The following is a 20,118-nucleotide window of genomic DNA, read 5'->3' as shown; positions in this document are numbered from 1 at the left end:
CTTTTCACTTGGAGCTTGAGCTTGAAGCTTGTAGCTGACATCGATGCCTTCCTCGAACACCTGCGCAGCGAGCGCCAGGTGTCCGCGCATACCCTCGCCGGCTACCAGCGCGACCTGCTCAAGGTGGTGGCGCTGTGCGAGAAGAACGGCATCGCCGACTGGGCCGACCTGCAGGTGCGCGAGCTGCGCGCGCAGGTCGCCCGCCTGCATGCCCAGGGCCTGGCCAGCCGCAGCCTGGCGCGGCTGCTCTCGGCGGTGCGCGGGCTCTACCAGTACCTGATCCGCGAGGGCCGCTGCCGGCACAACCCCGCCGACGGCCTGGCCGCGCCCAAGGCCGCGCGCAAGCTGCCGCGCACCCTCGATGCCGACCGCGCCGGGCAACTGCTCGACGGCGCCCTGGAGGACGACTTCATCGCCCGCCGCGACCAGGCCATGCTGGAGCTGTTCTACTCCTCCGGCCTGCGCCTGTCCGAGCTGGTCGGCCTGGACCTCGATGGCCTGGACCTGTCCGCCGGACTGGTGCGGGTGCTCGGCAAGGGCAACAAGGTCCGCGAGCTGCCGGTGGGGCGCGCCGCGCGCCGGGCCATCGAGGACTGGCTGCCGCTGCGCGAGCAGGCCCGCCCGGCCGACCGCGCGCTGTTCGTCGGCCACAGCGGCAAGCGCCTGACGCCGCGCGCCGTGCAGCTGCGCGTGCGCCAGGCCGGCGTGCGCGAGCTGGGCCAGCACCTGCACCCGCACATGCTGCGGCATTCCTTCGCCAGCCATATCCTGGAATCCTCCCAGGACCTGCGCGCGGTGCAGGAACTGCTCGGCCACGCCGACATCGCCACCACGCAGATCTACACCCACCTGGACTTCCAGCACCTGGCCAAGGTCTACGACCAGGCCCACCCCCGCGCCCGGCGCGGCAGGAAAGACAGCGATACAGGAGCCGAGGAATGAGTATCCAGCTGGTCACCTTCGACCTCGACGACACCCTCTGGGATGTCGCCCCGGTGATGAACAGCGCCGAGGCCACCCTGCGCGAATGGCTGGCGGCGAACGCCGCGCAGCTCGGCCCGGTGCCCATCGAGCACCTGTGGGCGATCCGCGCGCGGCTGATGCAGCAGGACCCGATGCTCAGGCACCGCCTGAGCGAGCTGCGCCGGCGCATCCTCCTGCACGCCCTGCTCGACGCCGGTTATCCACAGGCGGAAGCGGCGGACCTGGCCGAGGCCGGTTTCCAGGTCTTCCTCCACGCGCGCCACCAGGTCAGCCTGTTCCCCGAGGTGCACCCGACCCTGGAAGCCCTGGCCAACCGCTTCATCCTCGGCGTGCTCACCAACGGCAACGCCGACGTGCGCCGCCTGGGCCTGGCCGACTACTTCCAGTTCGCCCTGTGCGCCGAGGAACTGGGCATCGGCAAGCCCGACCCGAAACCCTTCCGGGAAGCGCTCAAGCGCGCCGGCGTGGCGCCGCAGCAGGCGGTGCACATCGGCGACCACCCCAGCGAGGACATCGCCGGCGCCCGCCGCGCCGGCCTGCAGGCCATCTGGTTCAACCCGGCGCGCAAGGCCTGGGACGGCGAGGAAGCCCCCAGCGCGATCATCCACAGCCTCGCGGAACTGCCCGGGGTGCTGGCGCGGCTGTAGGGCGCATAACCGCAAACGGTCATGCGCCCTACGGCTGGACGGGTAGCGGGGATGCGCTCCCGTAGGAGCGAGCTTGCTCGCGAACCTTTGTTCCACACCTCTCTACCAATCGTCATTCCCGCGAACGCGGGAACCCAAAAAAGATGTCTGGTCTGGGCACAAAGAAAAAGCCCGCCGCTCCCCTGGCGGGGAGGGCGGGCTTCTTCACGACGTCGCCCTCAGATGGGGCGGCTGCCGTATTTGCTGTCCGGTTTCTTCGGCGGATCGGCGACCACGTTGGGCTCGATCTCCTGGACCTTGCCACCACGGGAGAGGAACTCTTCCATGGCCTTGGCCAGGGCGTCGCGCTCTTTCTGCTTGGCCTCGACCGAGGGCAGTTCCTCTTCCTCTACGGCCGCCTTGGCTTTCTTGCCGCCAGAGGAAGCCGGGGCCTCGTCGGCATCGCCTTCGGCGTCGCCATCGTCAGCCGCGGCCAGCTCTTCGCCGTCGTCCTCGTCGCCACCTTCCAGCTCGTCTTGTTCCAGTTCTTCGTCGCTCATTATTCAACCTCGTGGTGCTGCAAAGCAGGTTAGTTATAGCCCAGCCGCGCGCTTTGACGAACGCTGCCGGAAAAAATTCACAGAGCCTCGCCCTGCAGGGTCGCCAGCACCTTGCGCGGCCCGCCGTGATCGCGGTGTTCGCCCAGGTAGATGCCCTGCCAGGTGCCCAGCGCCAGTCTCCCGGCGCTGACCGGCAGGGTCAGCTGGCAGCCCAGCAGGCTGGCCTTGAAGTGCGCGGGCAAGTCGTCCGGCCCTTCGTAATCGTGCTCGTAGCCACGCTCGCCCTGCGGCACCAGGCGATTGAAGAATCGCTCGAAGTCCCGCCGGACCGAGGGGTCGGCATTCTCGTTCAGCGTCAGCGACGCCGAGGTGTGTTGCAACAGCAGGTGCAGCAGGCCGACCCGGCAACGCGCCAGGTCCGGCAATGCCGCCAGTACCTCGTCGGTGACCAGGTGGAAACCGCGCGACCGCGGGCGCAGGGTGATCAGGGTCTGCTGCCACATGGCGGGGCCTCCTGTTGGCTACCGATCGGGGCGCATTCTAGCGAAGCGCAGGAAAAAACAAAGGGCGCCCGAGGGCGCCCTTCGTCGAACCCGAGCGAACCTACAGGTTGTAGCCGCGCTCGTTGTGCAGGGCCAGGTCCAGGCCCACGGTTTCTTCTTCCTCGGTGACGCGCAGGCCGATGACCAGGTCCAGCACCTTGAGGATCACGAAGCTGACGATCCCGGTGTAGACGATGGTGAAGGCCACGCCCTTGAACTGGATGAACAGTTGGGCGCCGATGTCGGTGACGGTGCCGAAGCCACCCAGGGCCGGCGCGGCGAACACGCCGGTCAGCAGGGCGCCGACGATGCCGCCGACGGCGTGCACGCCGAAGGCGTCCAGGGAATCGTCGTAGCCGATGGCGCGCTTGAGGCTGGTGGCGGCGAAGAAGCAGATCACGCCGGCGGCCAGGCCGAGGATGATCGCGCCCATCGGGCCGCAGGTGCCGGCGGCCGGGGTCACGGCCACAAGGCCCGCGACCACGCCCGAGGCGATGCCCAGGGCGCTGGGTTTGCCGTGGGTGATCCACTCGGCGAACATCCAGCCCAGGGCGGCGGCGGCGGTGGCGATCTGGGTCACCAGCATGGCCATGCCGGCGGTGCCGTTGGCGGCGGCGGCGGAACCGGCGTTGAAGCCGAACCAGCCCACCCACAGCAGGGCCGCGCCGACCAGGGTGTAGCCCAGGTTGTGCGGGGCCATGGCGGCGGTCGGGTAGCCCTTGCGCTTGCCCATCACCAGGCAGGCCACCAGGCCGGCGACACCGGCGTTGATGTGCACCACGGTGCCACCGGCGAAGTCCAGCACGCCCCAGTCCCACAGCAGGCCGCCGTCACCGCTCCAGACCATGTGCGCGATGGGGGCATAGACCAGGGTGAACCACAGGCCGGTGAAGATCAGCAGCGCGGAGAACTTCATGCGCTCGGCGAAGGCGCCGACGATCAGCGCCGGGGTGATGATCGCGAAGGTCATCTGGAACATCACGAAGACGCTTTCCGGGAACAGCGCCGCCGCGGAGGTCAGGCCGGTGCTGGTCAGGCCGCTGAGGAAGGCCTTGTCGAAGCCGCCGACGAAGGAGGCGAAGTTGATCACGCCCTTCTCCATGCCGACGGTGTCGAAGGCCAGGCTGTAGCCGTAGACGACCCACAGGATGCTGATCAGCGCGGTGATCGCGAAGCACTGCATCATGATCGACAGGACGTTCTTGGCGCGCACCATGCCGCCGTAGAACAGGGCCAGGCCGGGGATGGTCATCATCAGCACCAGGGCGCTGGAAATCAGCATCCAGGCGGTGTCACCACTGTTCAGGACGGGGGCCGCGGCCTCGTCGGCCATGGCCAGTGCGGGCATTGCGAGGGGCAATAGGGCGCCTAGCCCTGCGAACTTGCGCAGAGTCATTGTTGTTTCTCCTGGGGCGGGGGGTTCGGTTGGCTTAGATGGCGTCGGTACCGGTCTCGCCGGTACGGATGCGGATCGCCTGTTCCAGATTCACGACGAAAATCTTGCCGTCGCCGATCTTGCCGGTGTTGGCGGCCTTGGTGATGGCCTCGATGACGCGGTCCAACTGGTCATCGGCGATGGCCACGTCGATCTTCACCTTGGGCAGGAAGTCGACGACGTATTCCGCACCACGGTACAGCTCGGTGTGCCCCTTCTGCCGGCCGAAGCCCTTGACTTCGGTCACAGTGATGCCCTGCACGCCGATCTCGGACAGCGACTCGCGCACGTCGTCGAGCTTGAACGGCTTGATGATGGCTGTGACTAGCTTCATGAAACTCTCTCCCGTGTTTTGGTGGACTCGCCCCAGGAAAACGAACCCGGGGACAAGTCTAAGCGCAGTGTCTGGCTTTGTAACGCGCCGGCCGCCCTACCTCAGCACCCCGACCTCTTCCAGCCGCTTCCCGCGAAGCGCTCGTCAGCTCCGCCAGCCGCACCGGACCTGCATCGGTGCACGCTATGCCAGCGCCGAAGCAGGAACCTTGCCAGCTCGGCGAAAAGCCCGCCGATTCAGCCTCTTAGCGAAAAACAGCGGCGCCGGGGCGATGGCCGGGTGCCATGTCGCGCACCAGAACCGGGCAGTCATGCCGCCAGGTCTGCGCAAAAATCGTGCAGCGCCCGCCGATCCGTCCGGCAGACGCCAGGGAGCGGCGTGGTAGACTGCCGTCCCTGTCCACCGCGGAAACCACCACCATGCTGCCGCCCAAAGCCTTCCTCGACGCCCTCGGCCAACAGGCCAGCCGCCTCTTCGGCGGTGAATCGCCGCTGCCCCGCGCCGAGCTGGAGGCGCAGTTCAAGGTCCTGCTGCAGAGCGCCTTCGGCAAGCTCGACCTGGTCAGCCGCGACGAGTTCGACAGCCAGATGGTGGTGCTCGCCCGCACCCGCGCCCGCCTGGAGGCGCTGGAAGCCAAGGTCGCCGAACTGGAGGCCAGGCTCGCGCCGCCCGCCGAGGCCGAATGACCCGGCGCCTGGCTGCACGGCATCGACAGGGGGCCTGCTTACGAAAGCGCCCTTCCATTGCCCCTGACCAACGAGAAGTTTCCTACCGGACATTAGCGCCCTTACAGCGGCAGCGAGCATGACCCCGGCATCGGTGACCTCCTAAACTCGGGGTTCGATCCGGAAGAAGCGCCCTGCCATGTCCCTGGCCATCGTCCACAGCCGCGCCCAGGTGGGCGTGGAAGCCCCCGGCGTCACCGTCGAGGCGCACCTGGCCAATGGCCTGCCGTCGCTGACCCTGGTGGGCCTGCCGGAAACCGCGGTCAAGGAAAGCAAGGACCGCGTGCGCAGCGCCATCCTCAACGCCGGCTTCGAATTCCCCGCCCGGCGCATCACCCTCAACCTCGCCCCGGCCGACCTGCCCAAGGACGGCGGGCGCTTCGACCTGGCCATCGCCCTGGGCCTGCTCGCCGCCAACGGCCAGTTGGCCGGCGCCAACCTGGACGGCCTGGAATGCCTCGGTGAACTGGCCCTGTCCGGCGCCCTGCGCCCGGTCCAGGGCGTGCTGCCGGCCGCCCTGGCGGCGCGCGCGGCGGGCCGCGCCCTGGTGGTGCCGAAGGAAAACGCCGAGGAAGCCAGCCTGGCCAGCGGCCTGACCGTCTACGCCGTGGGCCACCTGCTGGAGCTGGCCGCGCACCTGACCGGCCAGGCGCCCCTGGCGCCCTACCAGGCCCGCGGCCTGCTGCGGGAAACCCCGCCCTATCCCGACCTCGCCGAGGTCCAGGGCCAGGCCGCGGCCAAGCGCGCCCTGCTGGTGGCCGCCGCCGGCTCGCACAACCTGCTGCTGAGCGGCCCGCCGGGCACCGGCAAGACGCTATTGGCCAGCCGCCTGCCAGGGCTTCTGCCGCCGCTGAGCGAAGACGAGGCGCTGCAGGTGGCGGCCATCCACTCCGTGTCCGGGCACGGGCCGCTGACGCACTGGCCGCAGCGCCCGTTCCGCCAGCCGCACCACAGCGCCTCGGCCGCCGCGCTGGTGGGCGGCGGCAGCCGGCCGCAACCGGGGGAGATCACCCTGGCCCACGAAGGCGTACTGTTCCTCGACGAGTTGCCGGAGTTCGACCGCAAGGTCCTGGAAGTGCTGCGCGAGCCCCTGGAAGGTGGGGAAATCGTGATCGCCCGGGCCAACGGCCGGGTGCGCTTCCCGGCGCGCTTCCAACTGGTGGCGGCGATGAACCCCTGCCCCTGCGGCTACCTCGGCGACCCCAGCGGCCGCTGCCGCTGCACCCCGGAGCAGATCCAGCGCTACCGCGCCAAGCTGTCCGGCCCGCTGCTGGACCGCATCGACCTGCACCTGACAGTGGGCCGCGAGACCACGCGCCTCGCCCCCCAGGAGGGCAGCCTGGGCAGCGCCGAGGTCGCCGCGCAGGTGGCCCGCGCCCGCGAGCGGCAGCTGGCGCGGCAGGGTTGCGCGAACGCCGTTCTCGACCTCAAGGCGATGCACCAGAATTGTGCACTGGACGGCCAGGACCAGGCCTGGCTGGAAACCGCCGGCGAACGCCTGGACCTGTCCCTGCGCGCCCTGCACCGCATCCTCAAGGTCGCCCGCACCCTGGCCGACCTGGAAAGCGCCGAACACATCGCCCGGGCGCACCTGGCCGAAGCCCTGCAATACCGCGCCGGGCACTGAAGCTCAGCAGCGCCAGAACGGCCGCAGCGCCTCGATGCGCGCCTGCTCGCGGGAAATGCCGATGTCGCGCAGCTGTTCGTCGCTGAGTTCGAGCAGTTGCCTGCGCGTGCGCACCCGCCGCCAGAACTGCCGCCAGCGACTTTCCGCCGGGCCGCGCGGGGCCAGCTTGCCGTCGTCGAGGCCGAGCAGTTCGCGCTGGTGCAGGGTCAAGCGCACATCTGTCATGCCGTTCATGTCGCCCCTCCTTCTCCGAGCCTGTGGATAGGGTGGCGAATGGGCTGGCTTCATTACAGATTCAAAGAAATGGAATTTTTTCCATACAGAAAGCGGAAAAAACCAACTGAATGGCGTATTTTTGCCCGATCTGTACTGGTCTTCGCCGCCATGGCGCGGCACGGGGCAACTGTCATGAAGCGCTACGCACAACTGGCCGGCACCCTGGGCGAACGCATCGAGCAGGGGCTTTACCGCCCCGGCGACCGCCTGCCCTCGGTGCGCGCGCTGAGCGAGGAGCACGGCGTCAGCATCAGCACCGTGCAGCAGGCCTACCGGGTGCTGGAGGATGCGGGGCTGGTCGAGCCGCGGCCCAAGTCCGGCTTCTTCGTCCCCGAACGACGCCCGCAGCCGGCCATGCCGGCGATGACCCGCCCGGCGCAGCGGCCGGTGGACGTCTCGCAGTGGGACCAGGTGCTGGAGCAGGTGCGCCGCGCCCCCGGCGGCGATTTCGTCCAGCTCGGCCGCGGCACCCCGGACATCGCCAGCCCTTCGCTCAAACCGCTGCAGCGCGCCATGGCCAATGCCGCGCGGCGCACCGACCTGCAGGCCCTGGGCTACGAAGGCATCCAGGGCTCGCTGGCCCTGCGCGAACAGATTTCCCGGCTGATGCTGGACTCCGGCTGCCAGGTGCCGCCCAGCGAAATCGTCGTCACCACCGGCTGCCAGGAGGCCCTGGCCATCACCCTGCGCGCCATCTGCCAGCCGGGCGACATCGTCGCCATCGACTCGCCGAGCTTCCACGGCGCCATGCAGGCGCTCAAGGCGTACGGCCTGAAGGCCCTGGAAATCCCCACCGACCCGACCAACGGGGTGAGCCTGGAAGCCCTGGCGCTGGCCATGGAGCAATGGCCGGTGAAGCTGATCCTGCTCACCCCCAACTGCAACAACCCGCTGGGCTACATCATGCCCGACGCGCGCAAGCGCGCCCTGCTCAGCCTGGCCCAGCGCTACGACGTGCCCATCCTCGAGGACGATATCTACGGCGAGCTGGCCTATGCCTACCCGCGGCCGCGCAGCATCAAGTCGTTCGACACAGACGACCGCGTGCTGCTGGCCAGCTCCTTCTCCAAGACGGTGGCGCCGGGCCTGCGCACCGGCTGGGTGGTGCCGGGGCGCTACCTGGACCGCATCCTCCACTTCAAGTACATCGCCAGCGGCACCTGCGCGCCGCAGCCGCAGATGGCCCTGGCCGAGTTCGTCGGCGGCGGCCACTACGAGCCGCACATCCGCCGCATGCGCGCCCAATACCAGCGCCACCGCGACCTGATGACCGACTGGATCGCCCGCTACTTCCCCGAGGGCACCCGCGCCACCCGGCCACAGGGCGGCTTCATGCTCTGGGCGGAACTGCACCCGCAGTTCGACAGCGTGCGGCTGAACCGCGAACTGCAGGCCGAACGCGTGCAGGTGGCGGCCGGCAGCATCTTCTCGGCCTCCGGCAAGTACCGCAATTGCCTGCGCCTGAACTACTCCAACCGCGACCTGCCACGCATCGAAGAAGCCGTGCGCAAGGTCGGCGCCTGCGCCACGCGGCTGGTGGAGGAACTGCACGCCGAGGCCGGGGAAGACACAGCCCTGGCATGAGGAGGCACGGACGTAGGAGCAACTGTCTTGCGACCCGCGCCGAGATGCTCTTCGTAGGATCGAGGGGGGCGCCTGGCTCTTGCTCGCGAATGGGCCCCGCAGTGGAGTGTGTTCGCGAGCAAGCTCGCTCCTACGAGAAGCCATGCTCGCCTGGAGCGTAGGACCTTGTCCGCGATAGCCGGAACCACCGGCGCGATTCGCGGATGAGATCCACGCCTACGCCACCCCACCCGCACCATTCCCCTGTAGGAGCGCGCCCTGCGCGCGATTTCGCGGGCAGGGCCACCGGGAAGCATGGCGTTCCATTGCAGGAGCGACTCCGTCCGCGATCCGCCCAGGCCTCAGGCGTAGATGTCCCCCCGGCTCCACGGCACCTCGTGGCTGCCGTCCGCGTGGGGCTTGCTGGCGAGGATCTGGTGCAGGTTGATCCAGCCCTTCTTGAAGCCGTAGGCGCAGCCGGCCAGGTACAGGCGCCAGATGCGCAGGGCCTGCTCGGGGACCAGCCTGGCCGCCTCGGCCAGCTTCGCTTCCAGGTTGGCGCTCCAGAAATCCAGGGTGCGCGCGTAGTGCAGGCGCAGGCCCTCGACGTCGACCACTTCCAGGCCCGCCTCGCTCATGCGCGCCACCGCCAGGGACAGGTGCGGCAGTTCGCCGTGGGGGAACACGTAGCGGTCGATGAAGTCGCCGGCGCCGCGGCCCACCGGGCGGCCATCGGTGTGCCTGGCGGTGATGCCATGGTTCATCACCAGGCCGCCGGGGCGCACCGCGTCGTACAGCTGCTGGAAGTAGATGCCCAGGTTGGCGTGGCCGACGTGCTCGAACATGCCCACGCTGACCACCTTGTCGAAGCGGCCGTCGCGCGGCAGGTCGCGGTAGTCCAGCAGCTCCAGCGTCACCTTGCCCTCCAGGCCCTCGGCCTTGACCCGTTCGCGGCCGAGCTTGAGCTGCTCCTCGCTGAGGGTGATGCCGTGCACCTGGGCGCCGAACTCCCGCGCCGCCAGGCGGGCCAGGCCGCCCCAGCCGCAGCCGACGTCGAGCAGGCGCTCGCCGGGCTTCAGGCGCAGCTTGCGGCACAGGTGGCGCAGCTTGGCCAACTGGGCCGTGGCCAGGTCCTCGGTGCCGGTCTCGTAGTAGGCGCAGGAATAGACCATCTGCGGGTCCAGCCACAGCCGGTAGAAGTCGTTGGAGAGGTCGTAGTGGTAGTGGATGGCCTCGGCGTCGGTGCGCTTGTCGTGGCTCTCGCGAATGAAGTCGGTGGGGCCGTCGTCGGCGCCCAGGGCCTCGCTCAGGGCATCGCCCATGGCGATCACGTCGCCGATCGGCCCCTCGATGTCCATGCGCTTCTCGACGTAGGCGCGGCCGAGGGCGTCCAGGCTGGGGTGGGTGATCTCGGTCAGCAGCGTGGGATCGCGGACGATCAGCGTCACCTGCGGGTCCGGGCCGAGGTCGAAGGCCTGGGCCTCGCCGATGCGGATGCGCAGCGGCAACTGCAGGGACAACAACTCAGAGGGCAGGTTGGCTTTCATGCATTCCTCCTGGTCACGAACAGAAAAACTATAGAACAGGACTCCCATAGCCTTCCCCTATGAGGATTCCCGCCCTTCGTCTATCGATGGATCCGGCGGCAGGTGCGAACGAAGCGCTGCAAAAGCGTAGCAGGAGATTTCTGACAGTCAGCTTGTCCATATCGAGATAGAGCCTTTCCCGGATTGCAAAAGTGCGACAGCGCGCCACAGGCACAATCCGTTAGACTGCTAAGCATCCAACCCGTCCCAACGAATTTTCCTTACGCCCAAGGGGGGTTCTTGAATACCTTCAGCCAGCCGCGTCCGCCGGTGCGCACCATCCTCATCGGGCTGATGCTGGCGATCTTCCTCGGCGCGCTCGACCAGACCATAGTCGCCGTCTCGCTGCCCGCCATCTCCGCCGGTTTCGCCAACTTCGACCTGCTGGCCTGGGTGATCTCCGGCTACATGGTCGCCATGACCATTTCCATGCCCATCTACGGCAAGCTCGGCGACCTCTACGGGCGCCGCCGGCTGATGCTCTTCGCCACCGCGCTGTTCACCTTCGCCTCGCTGCTCTGCGGCCTGGCGCAGAGCATGGAGCAGCTGGTGCTGGCGCGGGTGCTGCAGGGCGTGGGCGCCGGCGGGCTGATGTCGGTGAGCCAGGCGATCATCGGCGACATAGTCCCGCCGCGCGAGCGCGGCCGCTACCAAGGCTACTTCAGCAGCATGTACGCGGTGGCCAGCATCGCCGGCCCGGTGCTGGGCGGCCTGCTCACCGAGTACCTGTCCTGGCGCTGGGTGTTCCTGATCAACCTGCCGGTGGGCCTGGTGGCCTTCGCGGTGTCGCGGCGCACCCTGGTCGGCCTGCCGGTGCCGGGCCGGCGGCCGCGCATCGACTACCTGGGCACCGCGCTGATGATCGCGGGCCTGGGCAGCCTGCTGCTGGCCATCACCGACGTCGGCCAGGGCGCCGACTGGCGCGATGCCAGGCTGCTCGGCCTGTTCGCCGCGGCCCTGGCGCTGCTGGTGCTGTTCGTCCTGCAGGAGCGCCGCGCCGCCGAGCCGCTGGTGCCCATGCAGCTGTTCGCCATCCGCGCGGCGACGCTGAGCTGGATGGTCGGCTTCTTCGCCAGCTTCCAGATCATCTCGCTGTCGGTGCTGGTGCCGCTGCGCTTCCAGTCGGTGACCGGCGCCGGCGCCGACAGCGCCGCGCTGCACATGCTGCCGCTGGCCATGGGCGTGCCCATCGGCGCCTACTGCTGCGGCCGCCTGACTACCGTGCTGGGCCGCTACAAGCCGCAGATAGTCGCCGGCGCGCTGCTGCTGCCCTGCGCGGTGGCCGGCCTGGCCCTGACCACGCCGTCCAGCTTCTGGCTGTCGGGGCTGTTCATGCTGCTGTGCGGCACCGCCGCCGGCACCCAGTTCCCCACCAGCCTGGTGGCCGCGCAGAGCGCCGTGGAGCATCGCCACCTGGGGGTCGCCACCAGCAACACCACGCTGTTCCGCTCCCTGGGCGGCGCGGTGGGCGTCGCCCTGATGTCGGCGATCCTCCTGGCCATGCTGCAGCCGCTGGCGGCCGGTGAGGGCTTCGGCCACGGGCTGTCGGCCAACGAGCTGCTGGCCAGCCTCGCCGGCCCCGGCCACGAGGACCGCCGCCTGCTGCTGGACGAGGTGTTCCGCCGGCTGTTCCTGGTCAATGCCGGCGTCGGCGTGCTGGCGCTGCTGATCGCCCTGGCGCTGCCCAACAGCCGCCTGCGCGGCAAGGTGGAGGACTGAGCCTCCACCGGCCGGGGGCGGTCAGTCCTCGTCGTTGAGGTAGCTGACCTTGCGCAGGTCCGGCAGCAGCAGGCAGACCACCAGCGCCACGCCGCACATCACCGAGACGTAGATGTAGAAGTACGACTCCACGCCCAGGTTCTTCAGGCCCAGGGCCACGTATTCCGCCGAGCCGCCGAAGATGGCGTTGCCCACCGCGTAGGACAGGCCCACGCCCAGGGCGCGGATCTGCGGCGGGAACATCTCCGCCTTGATCAGCCCGCTGATGGAGGTGTACAGGCTGACGATGGCCATGGCCGCGATGATCAGCGCGAAGGCCAGGTAGGGGCTGGTGGTGGTCTTGAGCGCCGAGAGGATCGGCCAGGTGCAGAGCATGCCCAGCACGCCGAACCAGAGCATCGAGGTCTTGCGCCCGATGCGGTCGGAGAGGGCGCCGAACAGCGGCTGCATGCACATGTAGAGGAACAGCGCGAAGGTCATCACGCCGCTGGCCACCTTGGCGTCCATGCCCACGGTGTTGACCAGGTATTTCTGCATGTAGGTGGTGAAGGTGTAGAAGATCAGCGAGCCGCCGGCGGTGAAGCCGAGCACGGTGAAGAAGGCGCGCTTGTGGTGGGCGAACAGCTCGGTGAGGGTGCCGGACTCCTTGCGGTGCAGGTTCTCGTCCTTGGCCGTCTCGCTGAGCGAGCGGCGCAGGTAGAAGGCGATCACCGCGGTGATGGCGCCGACCACGAAGGGAATCCGCCAGCCCCAGGCGCGCAGCTCGTCGTTGCTCAGCAGCTGCTGCAGGATCACCACCACCAGCACCGCCAGCAACTGGCCGCCGATCAGGGTGACGTACTGGAAGGAGGCGAAGAAGCCGCGCTGGCCCTTGAGCGCCACCTCGCTCATGTAGGTGGCGCTGGTGCCGTACTCGCCGCCCACCGACAGGCCCTGGAACAGCCGCGCCAGCAGCAGGCCGGCCGGCGCCAGCACGCCGACGGTCTCGTAGGTGGGCATCGCCGCGATGGCCAGGGAGCCGCCGCACATCATCAGCACCGAGATCATCATCGCCGTCTTGCGCCCCTTCTTGTCGGCGATGCGGCCGAACATCCAGCCGCCGATCGGGCGCATCAGGAAGCCGGCGGCGAACACCCCGGCGCTGTTGAGCAGCTGCACCGTGGGGTTGTCCGAGGGGAAGAAGGCATGGGCGAAGTAGATGGCGGTGAAGGCGTAGACGTAGAAGTCGAACCACTCCACCAGGTTGCCGGAGGAGGCGCCGACGATGGCGAAGATGCGTCGGGTGCGTTCTTCGGCAGAGTAATGCGGTATGGGTGCGTTCATGCGGGTTCTCTCGTCGATGAAGCTGTTATTGGCGTTGTACGGCGGCCGTCCCTGTCCACCGGACGAGGTGTGGCGGGCCGCGGCCTGCCGACACAATCTGTTACAGGAGTATAGCCCCCTGCCGATAGCCAGCTAACGATGAATCCCGTCCATGGCCGGCGGCCCGGCCATTGAAAGGGCGAATATCGAACGCCCGTTCGGCATTTCCGATTGACCGGCACAAGGCCAGCTTCTATCGTTTCGCCACCCACGCGTGCCTGCCGGGACTACTTGTCAGGTACCCCTCGGTGGGCCGCAGGGTCCGACCTTGTCCACAAGACAAGGTCGATTACCTTCCCCTCGCAGGGCGGCTCCTGCCGCAAAGCCTCGGTGCCCCGTCCACACCCCCGGACGCGCAGGCACCGGGGGGATAATGGTCCCCCCGCCCCCACCTCCCCGTCGTCGCCCTTGTGCCCGTCCGCCGCCGCCCGGCTGACGGAATTGTCATGTCCGCCTCATCTCCGGGTCATTCCGCCGTCATCAGGATGGAGCCTGCCCGCGCGCGGCCCCGCCGCCGCGGGCGCACAACGACAACGCGGCGCGCCCCGCGCAGCCGCCTGCACACCATGGAGCGATCGATGACACAGCGGAACATTCCCCTGGCCCTTTCCCTGCTCGCCGCCGGGCTGGCCAGCCCCCTGGCCGGCGCCGAGGAAAGCGCCGAAGGCTTCCTCGAAGGCAGCCGCCTGGAAATCCTCAACCGCAACTTCTACTTCAACCGCGACGACCGCCACGGCCAGGCCAGCCCCAAGGGCAACGGCTATTCCGAGGCCTGGGCCCAGGGCCTGGTGGGGCGCTACCAGTCCGGCTACACCCAGGGCACGGTGGGTTTCGGCGTCGACGCCTTCGCCATGCTCGGCATCCAGCTGGACAGCGGCGACGGCCGCAACGGCGGGCACAGCTCCTTCGACGTGCTGCCGGTGGACGCCCGCGGCCGCACGCAGAACGAATACGCCAAGGCCGGCGGCGCCGCCAGGCTGCGCCTGTTCGACACCGAGCTGCGGGCCGGCGACGTGTTCCCGCAGACCCCGGTGGTGCACTACGGCGACTCGCGCCTGCTGCCCGAGACCTTCCGCGGCGTGACCCTGAACAACGCCAGCCTCGAGGGCCTGGACCTGCAGGCCGGGCGCCTGCATTCGATGAGCCAGCCCAACGAGCGCAAGATGAGCGAAGGCTTCTCGACCTTCTACGCCGGCCCCGTGGACGCCCCCTGGATCGCCTACCTGGGCGGCGACTACGCGCTCACCGACGAGGTCAGCCTGAGCCTCTACGGCAGCCGCCTGAAGGACGCCTGGAAGCAGTACTACGCCGCCACTTCGGCGACCTACCCGCTGGCCGACGGCCTCGACCTGATCGGCGGCTTCACCTACTACAAGTCGGTGGACGACGGCGGCCGCGAGCTGCTGGGCGAATTCAATACCAACATCTGGAGCGGCAAGCTCGGCGTACGCTTCGGCGCCCACACCCTGGCCCTGAGCCACCAGCGCAACAACGGCAACAACGACTTCGACTACCTGCGCCAGTCGGACTCGATCTACCTGGACAACTCCATCCAGTACACCGACTTCAACTCGCCGAAGGAGCGTTCCTGGATGCTCCGCTACGACCTCGACATGCAGGCCTACGGCGTGCCCGGCCTGAGCTTCATGACCCGCTACGCCCGCGGCAGCGACGCCGACTACAGCCACGCCAACGCGGTGTACATGCGCCGCGACGAAAACGGCGACCCGCTGACCGGCCAGAAGCGCTGGGAGCGCGACATCGAGGCGAAGTACGTGGTGCAGGACGGCAGCCTGAAGAACCTGTCCTTCCGCCTGCGCCAGGCGACGACGCGGGCCACGGCCTTCGAGTCGGACCTGGACGAGGTGCGGCTGATAGTGGAGTACCCGTTGCGGGTGCTTTGAGGTTCGGTTGCGGAGAAGGCCCCTGCGGGGGCTTTTTTCGTTTACGGGGGTTGGCCGTGCCAGCGGATGGGCCGGCGTTGCCGGTGGGTTCAATCGCGGACGGAGTCTCCTACGCCGTCCCACCCGCGCCATTCCCCTTGTAGGAGCGCGCCCTGCGCGCGAATCGCGGGCAGGGCCCGCTCCTACAAGGTGGAGGAGGCCGCATGGGTTTCGCCAAGGCTCAACCCATCCTACGAAGAGCACCTCGGCACATCCAGCGGAACCGGTGGTGAACGCCCCCTGAATTTCCCGCTGTCAGAATCGTCATGTTCTGCTCAGCGTCCTGTTAGTGGCGGCAGGGTCCAATGGTTCCGTCAGCCCCCACTCGTGTGAACTGACGGTCGTCTCGGCAGCGAAAGCTCCTTTGGTGAGAGACGGCCCCTGAGGCGCCCACCTGCGGGCGCCTTTTTTTCGGCCGGGCTCAGGCCGCCTCGTCGCGGCGGTGGGCCCAGCGGTACAGCGCCGGCAGCACCAGCAGGGTGAGCGCAGTGGAAGAGAGGATGCCGCCGATCACCACCGTGGCCAGCGGCCTTTGCACCTCGGCGCCGGTGCCGGTGGCCAGGGCCATGGGCACGAAGCCCAGGGAGGCCACCAGGGCCGTCATCAGCACCGGGCGCAGGCGCGTCAGGGCGCCCTCGCGGATGGCCGCGTCGAGGCCGCGGCCCTCCTCGCGCAGGTCGCGGATGAAGGCGAGCATCACCAGGCCGTTGAGCACCGCCACCCCGGACAGGGCGATGAAGCCCACCCCGGCGGAGATCGACAGCGGGATGTCGCGCAGCCACAGCGCCGCCACCCCGCCGGTGAGGGCGAAGGGGATGCCGGTGAACACCAGCAGGCCGTCGCGGACGTTGCCGAACATCATGAACAGCAGCACGAAGACCAGCAGCAGCGCCACCGGCACCACCACCCGCAGGCGCTCGGCCGCCGACTGCAACTGCTCGAACTGGCCGCCCCAGGCGGTCCAGTAGCCGGCCGGCACCTGCACTTCGCCGGCCAGGCGCCGTTCGGCCTCGGCGACGAAGGAGCCGATGTCGCGGCCACGCACGTTGGCGCTGACCACCACCAGGCGCTTGCCGTTCTCCCGGCTGACCTGGTTCGGCCCCTGCAGCAGTTGCAGTTGCGCCACCAGGCCGAGCGGGATGAAGGCGATGCGCCCGTCGGCACCGGCCGGCAACGGCAACAGCAGGCGCGACAGGCCATCGACGTCGCTGCGCTGCGCCTCGGGCAGGCGTACCAGCAGGTCGAAGCGGCGGTCGCCCTCGAACAGCGTGCCGGCCTGGCGCCCGCCCACGGCGATGGCCACGAAGTCCTGCACGTCGCCCACGGCCAGGCCGTAGCGCGCCGCCCGCTCGCGGTCGATGTCGAGGGTCAGCACCGGCAGGCCGCCGGTCTGCTCCACCTTCACCTCGGAGGCGCCGGGCACCTGGCGCAGGGCCTCGGCGATCTTCCCGGCGGTCTGCTCGAGCACCGCCATGTCGTCGCCGAAGACCTTCACCGCCACGTCGCTGCGCACCCCGGAGATCAGCTCGTTGAAGCGCAGCTGGATCGGCTGCGACAGCTCGTAGTTGCTCCCCGGCACCTCGGCGGCGGCGCGCTGGATTTCCGCCACCAGCTGCGCGCGCGGCTTGCGCGGGTCCGGCCAGTCCTGCTGCGGGCGCAGCATCAGGTAGCTGTCGGAGATGTTCGGCGGCATGGGGTCGGAGGCGATCTCGGCGGTGCCGGTGCGGGCGAACACCCGCTGCACCTCCGGCACCCGGGCGAGGATGTGGCGCTCCAGGCGCGCCTGCAGCTCCACCGACTGCGTCAGGCTGGTGCCCGGCACGCGCAGGGCCTGCAGGGCGAAGTCGCCCTCGCTGAGGCTGGGCACGAACTCGCTGCCCATGCGCGTGGCCAGCAGGCCGGCGCCCAGCACCAGCAGCGCGGCGCCGGCGAACACCCGCGCGCGGTGGCCCATCACCCAGCCCAGCACCGGCTCGTAGCCGCGGCGGGCGCCGCGCATCAGCCAGTTCTCCCGCTCCTGCACCCGGCCGCTGACGAAGATCGCGATGGCCGCCGGCACGAAGGTCACCGACAGCAGCATGGCGCCGAACAGCGCGATGACCACGGTGAAGGCCATGGGGTGGAACATTTTCCCCTCGACGCCGGTGAGGGCGAAGATCGGCAGGTACACCACCATGATGATCAACTGGCCGAAGACCAGCGCGCGGCGCGCCTGCCTCGACGCGGCGAACACCTCGTGCAGGCGCTCGCTGCGCGTCAGCAGGCGGCCGTGGTGCTGCTGGGCGTGGGCCAGGCGGCGGATGGCGTTCTCGACGATGACCACCGCGCCGTCGACGATGATGCCGAAGTCCAGCGCGCCCAGGCTCATCAGGTTGGCGCTGACGCGGTTGGCGAACATGCCGCTGAAGGTGAACAGCATGGCCAGGGGGATGACCATGGCGGTGATCAGCGCCGCGCGCAGGTTGCCGAGGAACAGGAAGAGCACGGCGATGACCAGCACCGCGCCCTCCAGCAGGTTCTTCTTCACCGTGGCGATGGCCTTGTCCACCAGTTGCGTGCGGTCGTACACCGGCACCGCGCGCACCCCCGCCGGCAGGCTGCGGTTGACCTGCTCCAGGCGCTCGGCCACGGCGGCGGCGACGCTGCGGCTGTTCTCGCCGATCAGCATGAACACCGTGCCCAGCACCACCTCGCGGCCGTTCTCGGTGGCCGCGCCGCTGCGCAGCTCGCGGCCGATCTGCACCTGGGCCACGTCGCGCACGCGGATCGGCGTGCCGTCCAGGTTGGCCACCAACACGTTGCCGATGTCCTCCAGCCCGGCCAGTTGCCCCGGCGCGCGCACCAGCAGTTGCTCGCCGTTGCGCTCGATGTAGCCGGCGCCGACGTTGCCGTTGTTGCGCTCCAGGGCCGCCAGCAGATCGGCCAGGGTCAGGCGGTGCGCGGCCAGGCGCTGCAGGTCCGGCGCCACCTGGTACTGCCGGGCCTGGCCGCCGATGGTGTTGATCTCGGCCACGCCGGGCACGTTGCGCAGCTGCGGCTTGACGATCCAGTCCTGGATCACCCGCAGGTCGGTGGGGGTGTAGGGCGTGCCGTCCTCCTTGCGCGCGTCCTCGGCGGCCTCGATGGTCCACAGGAAGATCTCGCCCAGGCCGGTGGAGATCGGCCCCAGCGCCGCCTCGGCGCCTTCGGGCAGTTGCTCGCGGGCCTGCTGCAGGCGCTCGTTGACCAGTTGCCGGGCGAAGTAGATGTCGGTGCCGTCGGCGAAGATCGCCGTCACCTGCGACAGCCCCGAGCGCGAGATCGAGCGCGTCTGCTGCAGGCCCGGCAGGCCGGCCATGGCGGTCTCGATGGGGTAGGTGATGCGCTGCTCGGTCTCCAGCGGCGAATAGCCGGGGGCGGCGGTGTTGACCTGCACCTGGACGTTGGTGATGTCGGGCACCGCGTCGATCGGCAGCTTCTGGTAGCTGGCCACGCCCAGGGCGGCCATGCCCAGCACGGCGAGCAGCACCAGGTAGCGCTGCTCGATGGCGAAACGGAGGATGCGTTCGAACATGGGGGACTCCGGCGGTCAGTGGGCGTGCTCGGCGCTGGCCTTGCCCAGCTCCGACTTGAGGACGAAGCTGCCGGCGGCGGCGACCTGCTCGCCGGCCGCCAGGCCCTGCAGCACCTCCACCCGGCCCTGGGCGCGGGCGCCCAGGCGCACCGGCTGGGCGACGAAGGCGCCGTCGCGGCGGACGAACACCACGTCCCGTTCCTCCAGGCGCTGCACGGCCGCCTCCGCCACGCTGACCGCCGCCGCCCGTGGCGCGGCGGCCAGCGTCACCTGCACCGGCAGGCCCGGCCGCCAGGCGCCGCCGGGGTTCGCCACCACCACCCGGGCGCTGGCCATGCGCGACTGCTCGCCCAGCAGGCTGCCGACCTGGGCGACGCGGCCCTCGGCGCGCATGCCCAGGTCCACCGCCTCGACCTGCGCCGCCTTGCCCAGCTGCACCCAGGCCAGGTCCCGCGGCGCCACGGCGAAGGTGGCCCAGACCCGCGACAGGTCGGAGAGGGTGAAGGCGGCGCTGCTGGCGTCGACCACCTCGCCCTGCACCAGGTGCTTCTCCACCACCACGCCGTCGAAGGGCGCGCGCAGCTCGTAGCGGTCGCCGCCGGCGCCGCCCAGGGCGCCGAGCCGCTGTCGCGCGTTGGCCAGGGCGATCTCGGCTTCCTGGCGGGCCTGGCGCGCCTGCAGGTAGTCCTGCTCGGCGGAGACCTTTTCCCGCCACAGCTGGCGCTCGCGCTCATCGGTCACCCGCGCCAGCTCGAAGCGTCGCTGCGCCGCCGCCAGTTCGCTGCGCAGGTCGGACAACTGCGGGCTGGCGATCACCGCCAGCAGCTCGCCGCGCTTCACCGCCTGGCCCAGCTCGGCCGCCACCTGCTGCACCACCCCGGCCACCCGCGGCACCAGGTGCGCGGTGCGGTCGGCGTCGAAGGCGATCTCGCCGGGCAGCGTCAGGCGCGCGGACAACGCCGCCGGCGCGGCAGGCTCCAGCGCCACGCCGGCCGCATGCAGCTGCTCGTCGCTCAGGCGCAGGCCGGCGTCTTCTTCCTCGCCATGCCCGCCGGCCCCGGCGTGGCGCTCGTCGTCGCCATGGTCCTTGGCGTCAACAGGCGCGGTGGTGGCGGCCTCGCCATGGTGTTCGCCGTCGGCGTGGGCGCCCGCCTCGCCCTGCCCTTCGGGCGCCTGGGCGGCACCGCCCGGCAACAGGGTGGCGGCGCCGCCCAGCGCCAGCAGGAACAGCATGGCGGCGGCGATCTTCGTTTCTCTCGACTTCATGGACTCTCCCGGATGGC

At 69.6% G+C, this 20,118-nt stretch carries 16 protein-coding genes; 7 read left to right on the top strand and 9 right to left on the bottom strand.

All coding sequences use genetic code 11. The features are described from left to right. Positions 1-21: 21 nt before the first annotated feature. Together xerC and CHC02_RS07190 are read left to right on the top strand one after the other, a co-directional pair. Complete coding sequence (gene xerC / locus CHC02_RS07195) at positions 22-942, top strand: tyrosine recombinase XerC (protein ID WP_089390803.1); 921 nt, start codon at positions 22-24, stop codon at positions 940-942. Further along, positions 939-1,631 carry an HAD family hydrolase gene (locus CHC02_RS07190; protein ID WP_089390802.1) on the top strand — a complete coding sequence of 231 codons (693 nt, stop codon included), beginning with the start codon at positions 939-941 and terminating at the stop codon, positions 1,629-1,631. Before xerC ends, CHC02_RS07190 begins: the two co-directional genes overlap by 4 nt. 218 nt (positions 1,632-1,849) lie before the next feature. On the opposite strand, the gene sutA is transcribed toward CHC02_RS07190, so the two are convergent. The 4 genes from sutA to glnK all read right to left on the bottom strand — a co-directional run bounded on the left by sutA (position 1,850) and on the right by glnK (position 4,481). Then, a complete protein-coding gene (gene sutA / locus CHC02_RS07185; protein WP_089390801.1) occupies positions 1,850-2,170 on the bottom strand; it encodes a transcriptional regulator SutA in 321 nt (106 codons plus the stop codon). Between the two features lie 77 nt (positions 2,171-2,247). Beyond that, positions 2,248-2,673: a secondary thiamine-phosphate synthase enzyme YjbQ gene (locus tag CHC02_RS07180; RefSeq protein WP_089390800.1), complete on the bottom strand. Its 426-nt coding sequence runs from the start codon at positions 2,671-2,673 to the stop codon at positions 2,248-2,250. A 100-nt stretch (positions 2,674-2,773) separates the two neighbouring features. Beyond that, positions 2,774-4,108, bottom strand: a complete 1,335-nt coding sequence (locus CHC02_RS07175) for an ammonium transporter (RefSeq protein ID WP_089390799.1) — start codon at positions 4,106-4,108, stop codon at positions 2,774-2,776. A gap of 34 nt (positions 4,109-4,142) precedes the next feature. Then, positions 4,143-4,481, bottom strand: coding sequence for a P-II family nitrogen regulator (gene glnK / locus CHC02_RS07170; RefSeq protein WP_003457590.1), 339 nt, complete (start codon positions 4,479-4,481; stop codon positions 4,143-4,145). A gap of 419 nt (positions 4,482-4,900) precedes the next feature. Here glnK and CHC02_RS07165 point away from each other — a divergent pair, with 419 nt between their 5' ends. After that, entirely contained in the window at positions 4,901-5,167 is a 267-nt protein-coding gene (locus tag CHC02_RS07165; RefSeq protein WP_089390798.1) for an accessory factor UbiK family protein, read from the top strand. 178 nt (positions 5,168-5,345) lie between these two features. Further along, positions 5,346-6,833: a YifB family Mg chelatase-like AAA ATPase gene (locus CHC02_RS07160; RefSeq protein WP_089390797.1), complete on the top strand. Its 1,488-nt coding sequence runs from the start codon at positions 5,346-5,348 to the stop codon at positions 6,831-6,833. A 3-nt stretch (positions 6,834-6,836) separates the two neighbouring features. Here CHC02_RS07160 and CHC02_RS07155 read toward each other — a convergent pair whose 3' ends face one another. After that, complete coding sequence (locus tag CHC02_RS07155) at positions 6,837-7,067, bottom strand: DUF1127 domain-containing protein (RefSeq protein ID WP_089390796.1); 231 nt, start codon at positions 7,065-7,067, stop codon at positions 6,837-6,839. A 174-nt stretch (positions 7,068-7,241) separates the two neighbouring features. On the opposite strand from CHC02_RS07155, the gene CHC02_RS07150 reads away from it, so the two are divergent. Further along, a complete protein-coding gene (locus CHC02_RS07150; protein ID WP_089390795.1) occupies positions 7,242-8,693 on the top strand; it encodes an aminotransferase-like domain-containing protein in 1,452 nt (483 codons plus the stop codon). A gap of 341 nt (positions 8,694-9,034) precedes the next feature. Here CHC02_RS07150 and cfaB read toward each other — a convergent pair whose 3' ends face one another. Continuing rightward, positions 9,035-10,219 (bottom strand): C17 cyclopropane fatty acid synthase CfaB, encoded by a 1,185-nt coding sequence (gene cfaB, locus CHC02_RS07145; RefSeq protein WP_089390794.1) that lies wholly within the window; start codon positions 10,217-10,219, stop codon positions 9,035-9,037. A 279-nt stretch (positions 10,220-10,498) separates the two neighbouring features. On the opposite strand from cfaB, the gene CHC02_RS07140 reads away from it, so the two are divergent. Further along, positions 10,499-11,977 (top strand): MDR family MFS transporter, encoded by a 1,479-nt coding sequence (locus CHC02_RS07140; RefSeq protein WP_089390793.1) that lies wholly within the window; start codon positions 10,499-10,501, stop codon positions 11,975-11,977. Between the two features lie 21 nt (positions 11,978-11,998). On the opposite strand, the gene CHC02_RS07135 is transcribed toward CHC02_RS07140, so the two are convergent. Continuing rightward, complete coding sequence (locus CHC02_RS07135) at positions 11,999-13,300, bottom strand: MFS family transporter (RefSeq protein WP_089390792.1); 1,302 nt, start codon at positions 13,298-13,300, stop codon at positions 11,999-12,001. A 617-nt stretch (positions 13,301-13,917) separates the two neighbouring features. Here CHC02_RS07135 and CHC02_RS07130 point away from each other — a divergent pair. Beyond that, positions 13,918-15,243, top strand: a complete 1,326-nt coding sequence (locus CHC02_RS07130) for an OprD family porin (RefSeq protein WP_089390791.1) — start codon at positions 13,918-13,920, stop codon at positions 15,241-15,243. Between the two features lie 460 nt (positions 15,244-15,703). Here the strand turns inward: CHC02_RS07130 and CHC02_RS07125 are convergent, their stop codons facing one another. Continuing rightward, on the bottom strand, positions 15,704-18,835 hold the full coding sequence (locus tag CHC02_RS07125) for a CusA/CzcA family heavy metal efflux RND transporter (protein ID WP_089390790.1): 3,132 nt from the start codon (positions 18,833-18,835) through the stop codon (positions 15,704-15,706). 15 nt (positions 18,836-18,850) lie between these two features. Continuing rightward, positions 18,851-20,101, bottom strand: a complete 1,251-nt coding sequence (locus CHC02_RS07120) for an efflux RND transporter periplasmic adaptor subunit (RefSeq protein ID WP_089390789.1) — start codon at positions 20,099-20,101, stop codon at positions 18,851-18,853. Between the last annotated feature and the right edge of the window lie 17 nt (positions 20,102-20,118).

The sequence above is a fragment of the Pseudomonas delhiensis genome (assembly GCF_900187975.1).
GTDB lineage: Bacteria > Pseudomonadota > Gammaproteobacteria > Pseudomonadales > Pseudomonadaceae > Pseudomonas > Pseudomonas delhiensis.
Note: the sequence above shows the minus strand (reverse complement) of the source record. Positions and strands in the feature narration are given on the sequence as shown.

Bases quoted from the DNA above. Each gene is read 5' to 3' on its own strand.
- CHC02_RS07190 (WP_089390802.1), top strand. From the start codon at position 939: ATGAGTATCCAGCTGGTCACCTTCGACCTCGACGACACCCTCTGGGAT.
- sutA (WP_089390801.1), bottom strand. From the start codon at position 2,170: ATGAGCGACGAAGAACTGGAACAAGACGAGCTGGAAGGTGGCGACGAG.
- CHC02_RS07180 (WP_089390800.1), bottom strand. From the start codon at position 2,673: ATGTGGCAGCAGACCCTGATCACCCTGCGCCCGCGGTCGCGCGGTTTC.
- CHC02_RS07175 (WP_089390799.1), bottom strand. From the start codon at position 4,108: ATGACTCTGCGCAAGTTCGCAGGGCTAGGCGCCCTATTGCCCCTCGCA.
- glnK (WP_003457590.1), bottom strand. From the start codon at position 4,481: ATGAAGCTAGTCACAGCCATCATCAAGCCGTTCAAGCTCGACGACGTG.
- CHC02_RS07165 (WP_089390798.1), top strand. From the start codon at position 4,901: ATGCTGCCGCCCAAAGCCTTCCTCGACGCCCTCGGCCAACAGGCCAGC.
- CHC02_RS07160 (WP_089390797.1), top strand. From the start codon at position 5,346: ATGTCCCTGGCCATCGTCCACAGCCGCGCCCAGGTGGGCGTGGAAGCC.
- CHC02_RS07155 (WP_089390796.1), bottom strand. From the start codon at position 7,067: ATGAACGGCATGACAGATGTGCGCTTGACCCTGCACCAGCGCGAACTG.
- CHC02_RS07150 (WP_089390795.1), top strand. From the start codon at position 7,242: ATGAAGCGCTACGCACAACTGGCCGGCACCCTGGGCGAACGCATCGAG.
- cfaB (WP_089390794.1), bottom strand. From the start codon at position 10,219: ATGAAAGCCAACCTGCCCTCTGAGTTGTTGTCCCTGCAGTTGCCGCTG.
- CHC02_RS07135 (WP_089390792.1), bottom strand. From the start codon at position 13,300: ATGAACGCACCCATACCGCATTACTCTGCCGAAGAACGCACCCGACGC.
- CHC02_RS07130 (WP_089390791.1), top strand. From the start codon at position 13,918: ATGACACAGCGGAACATTCCCCTGGCCCTTTCCCTGCTCGCCGCCGGG.
- CHC02_RS07125 (WP_089390790.1), bottom strand. From the start codon at position 18,835: ATGTTCGAACGCATCCTCCGTTTCGCCATCGAGCAGCGCTACCTGGTG.
- CHC02_RS07120 (WP_089390789.1), bottom strand. From the start codon at position 20,101: ATGAAGTCGAGAGAAACGAAGATCGCCGCCGCCATGCTGTTCCTGCTG.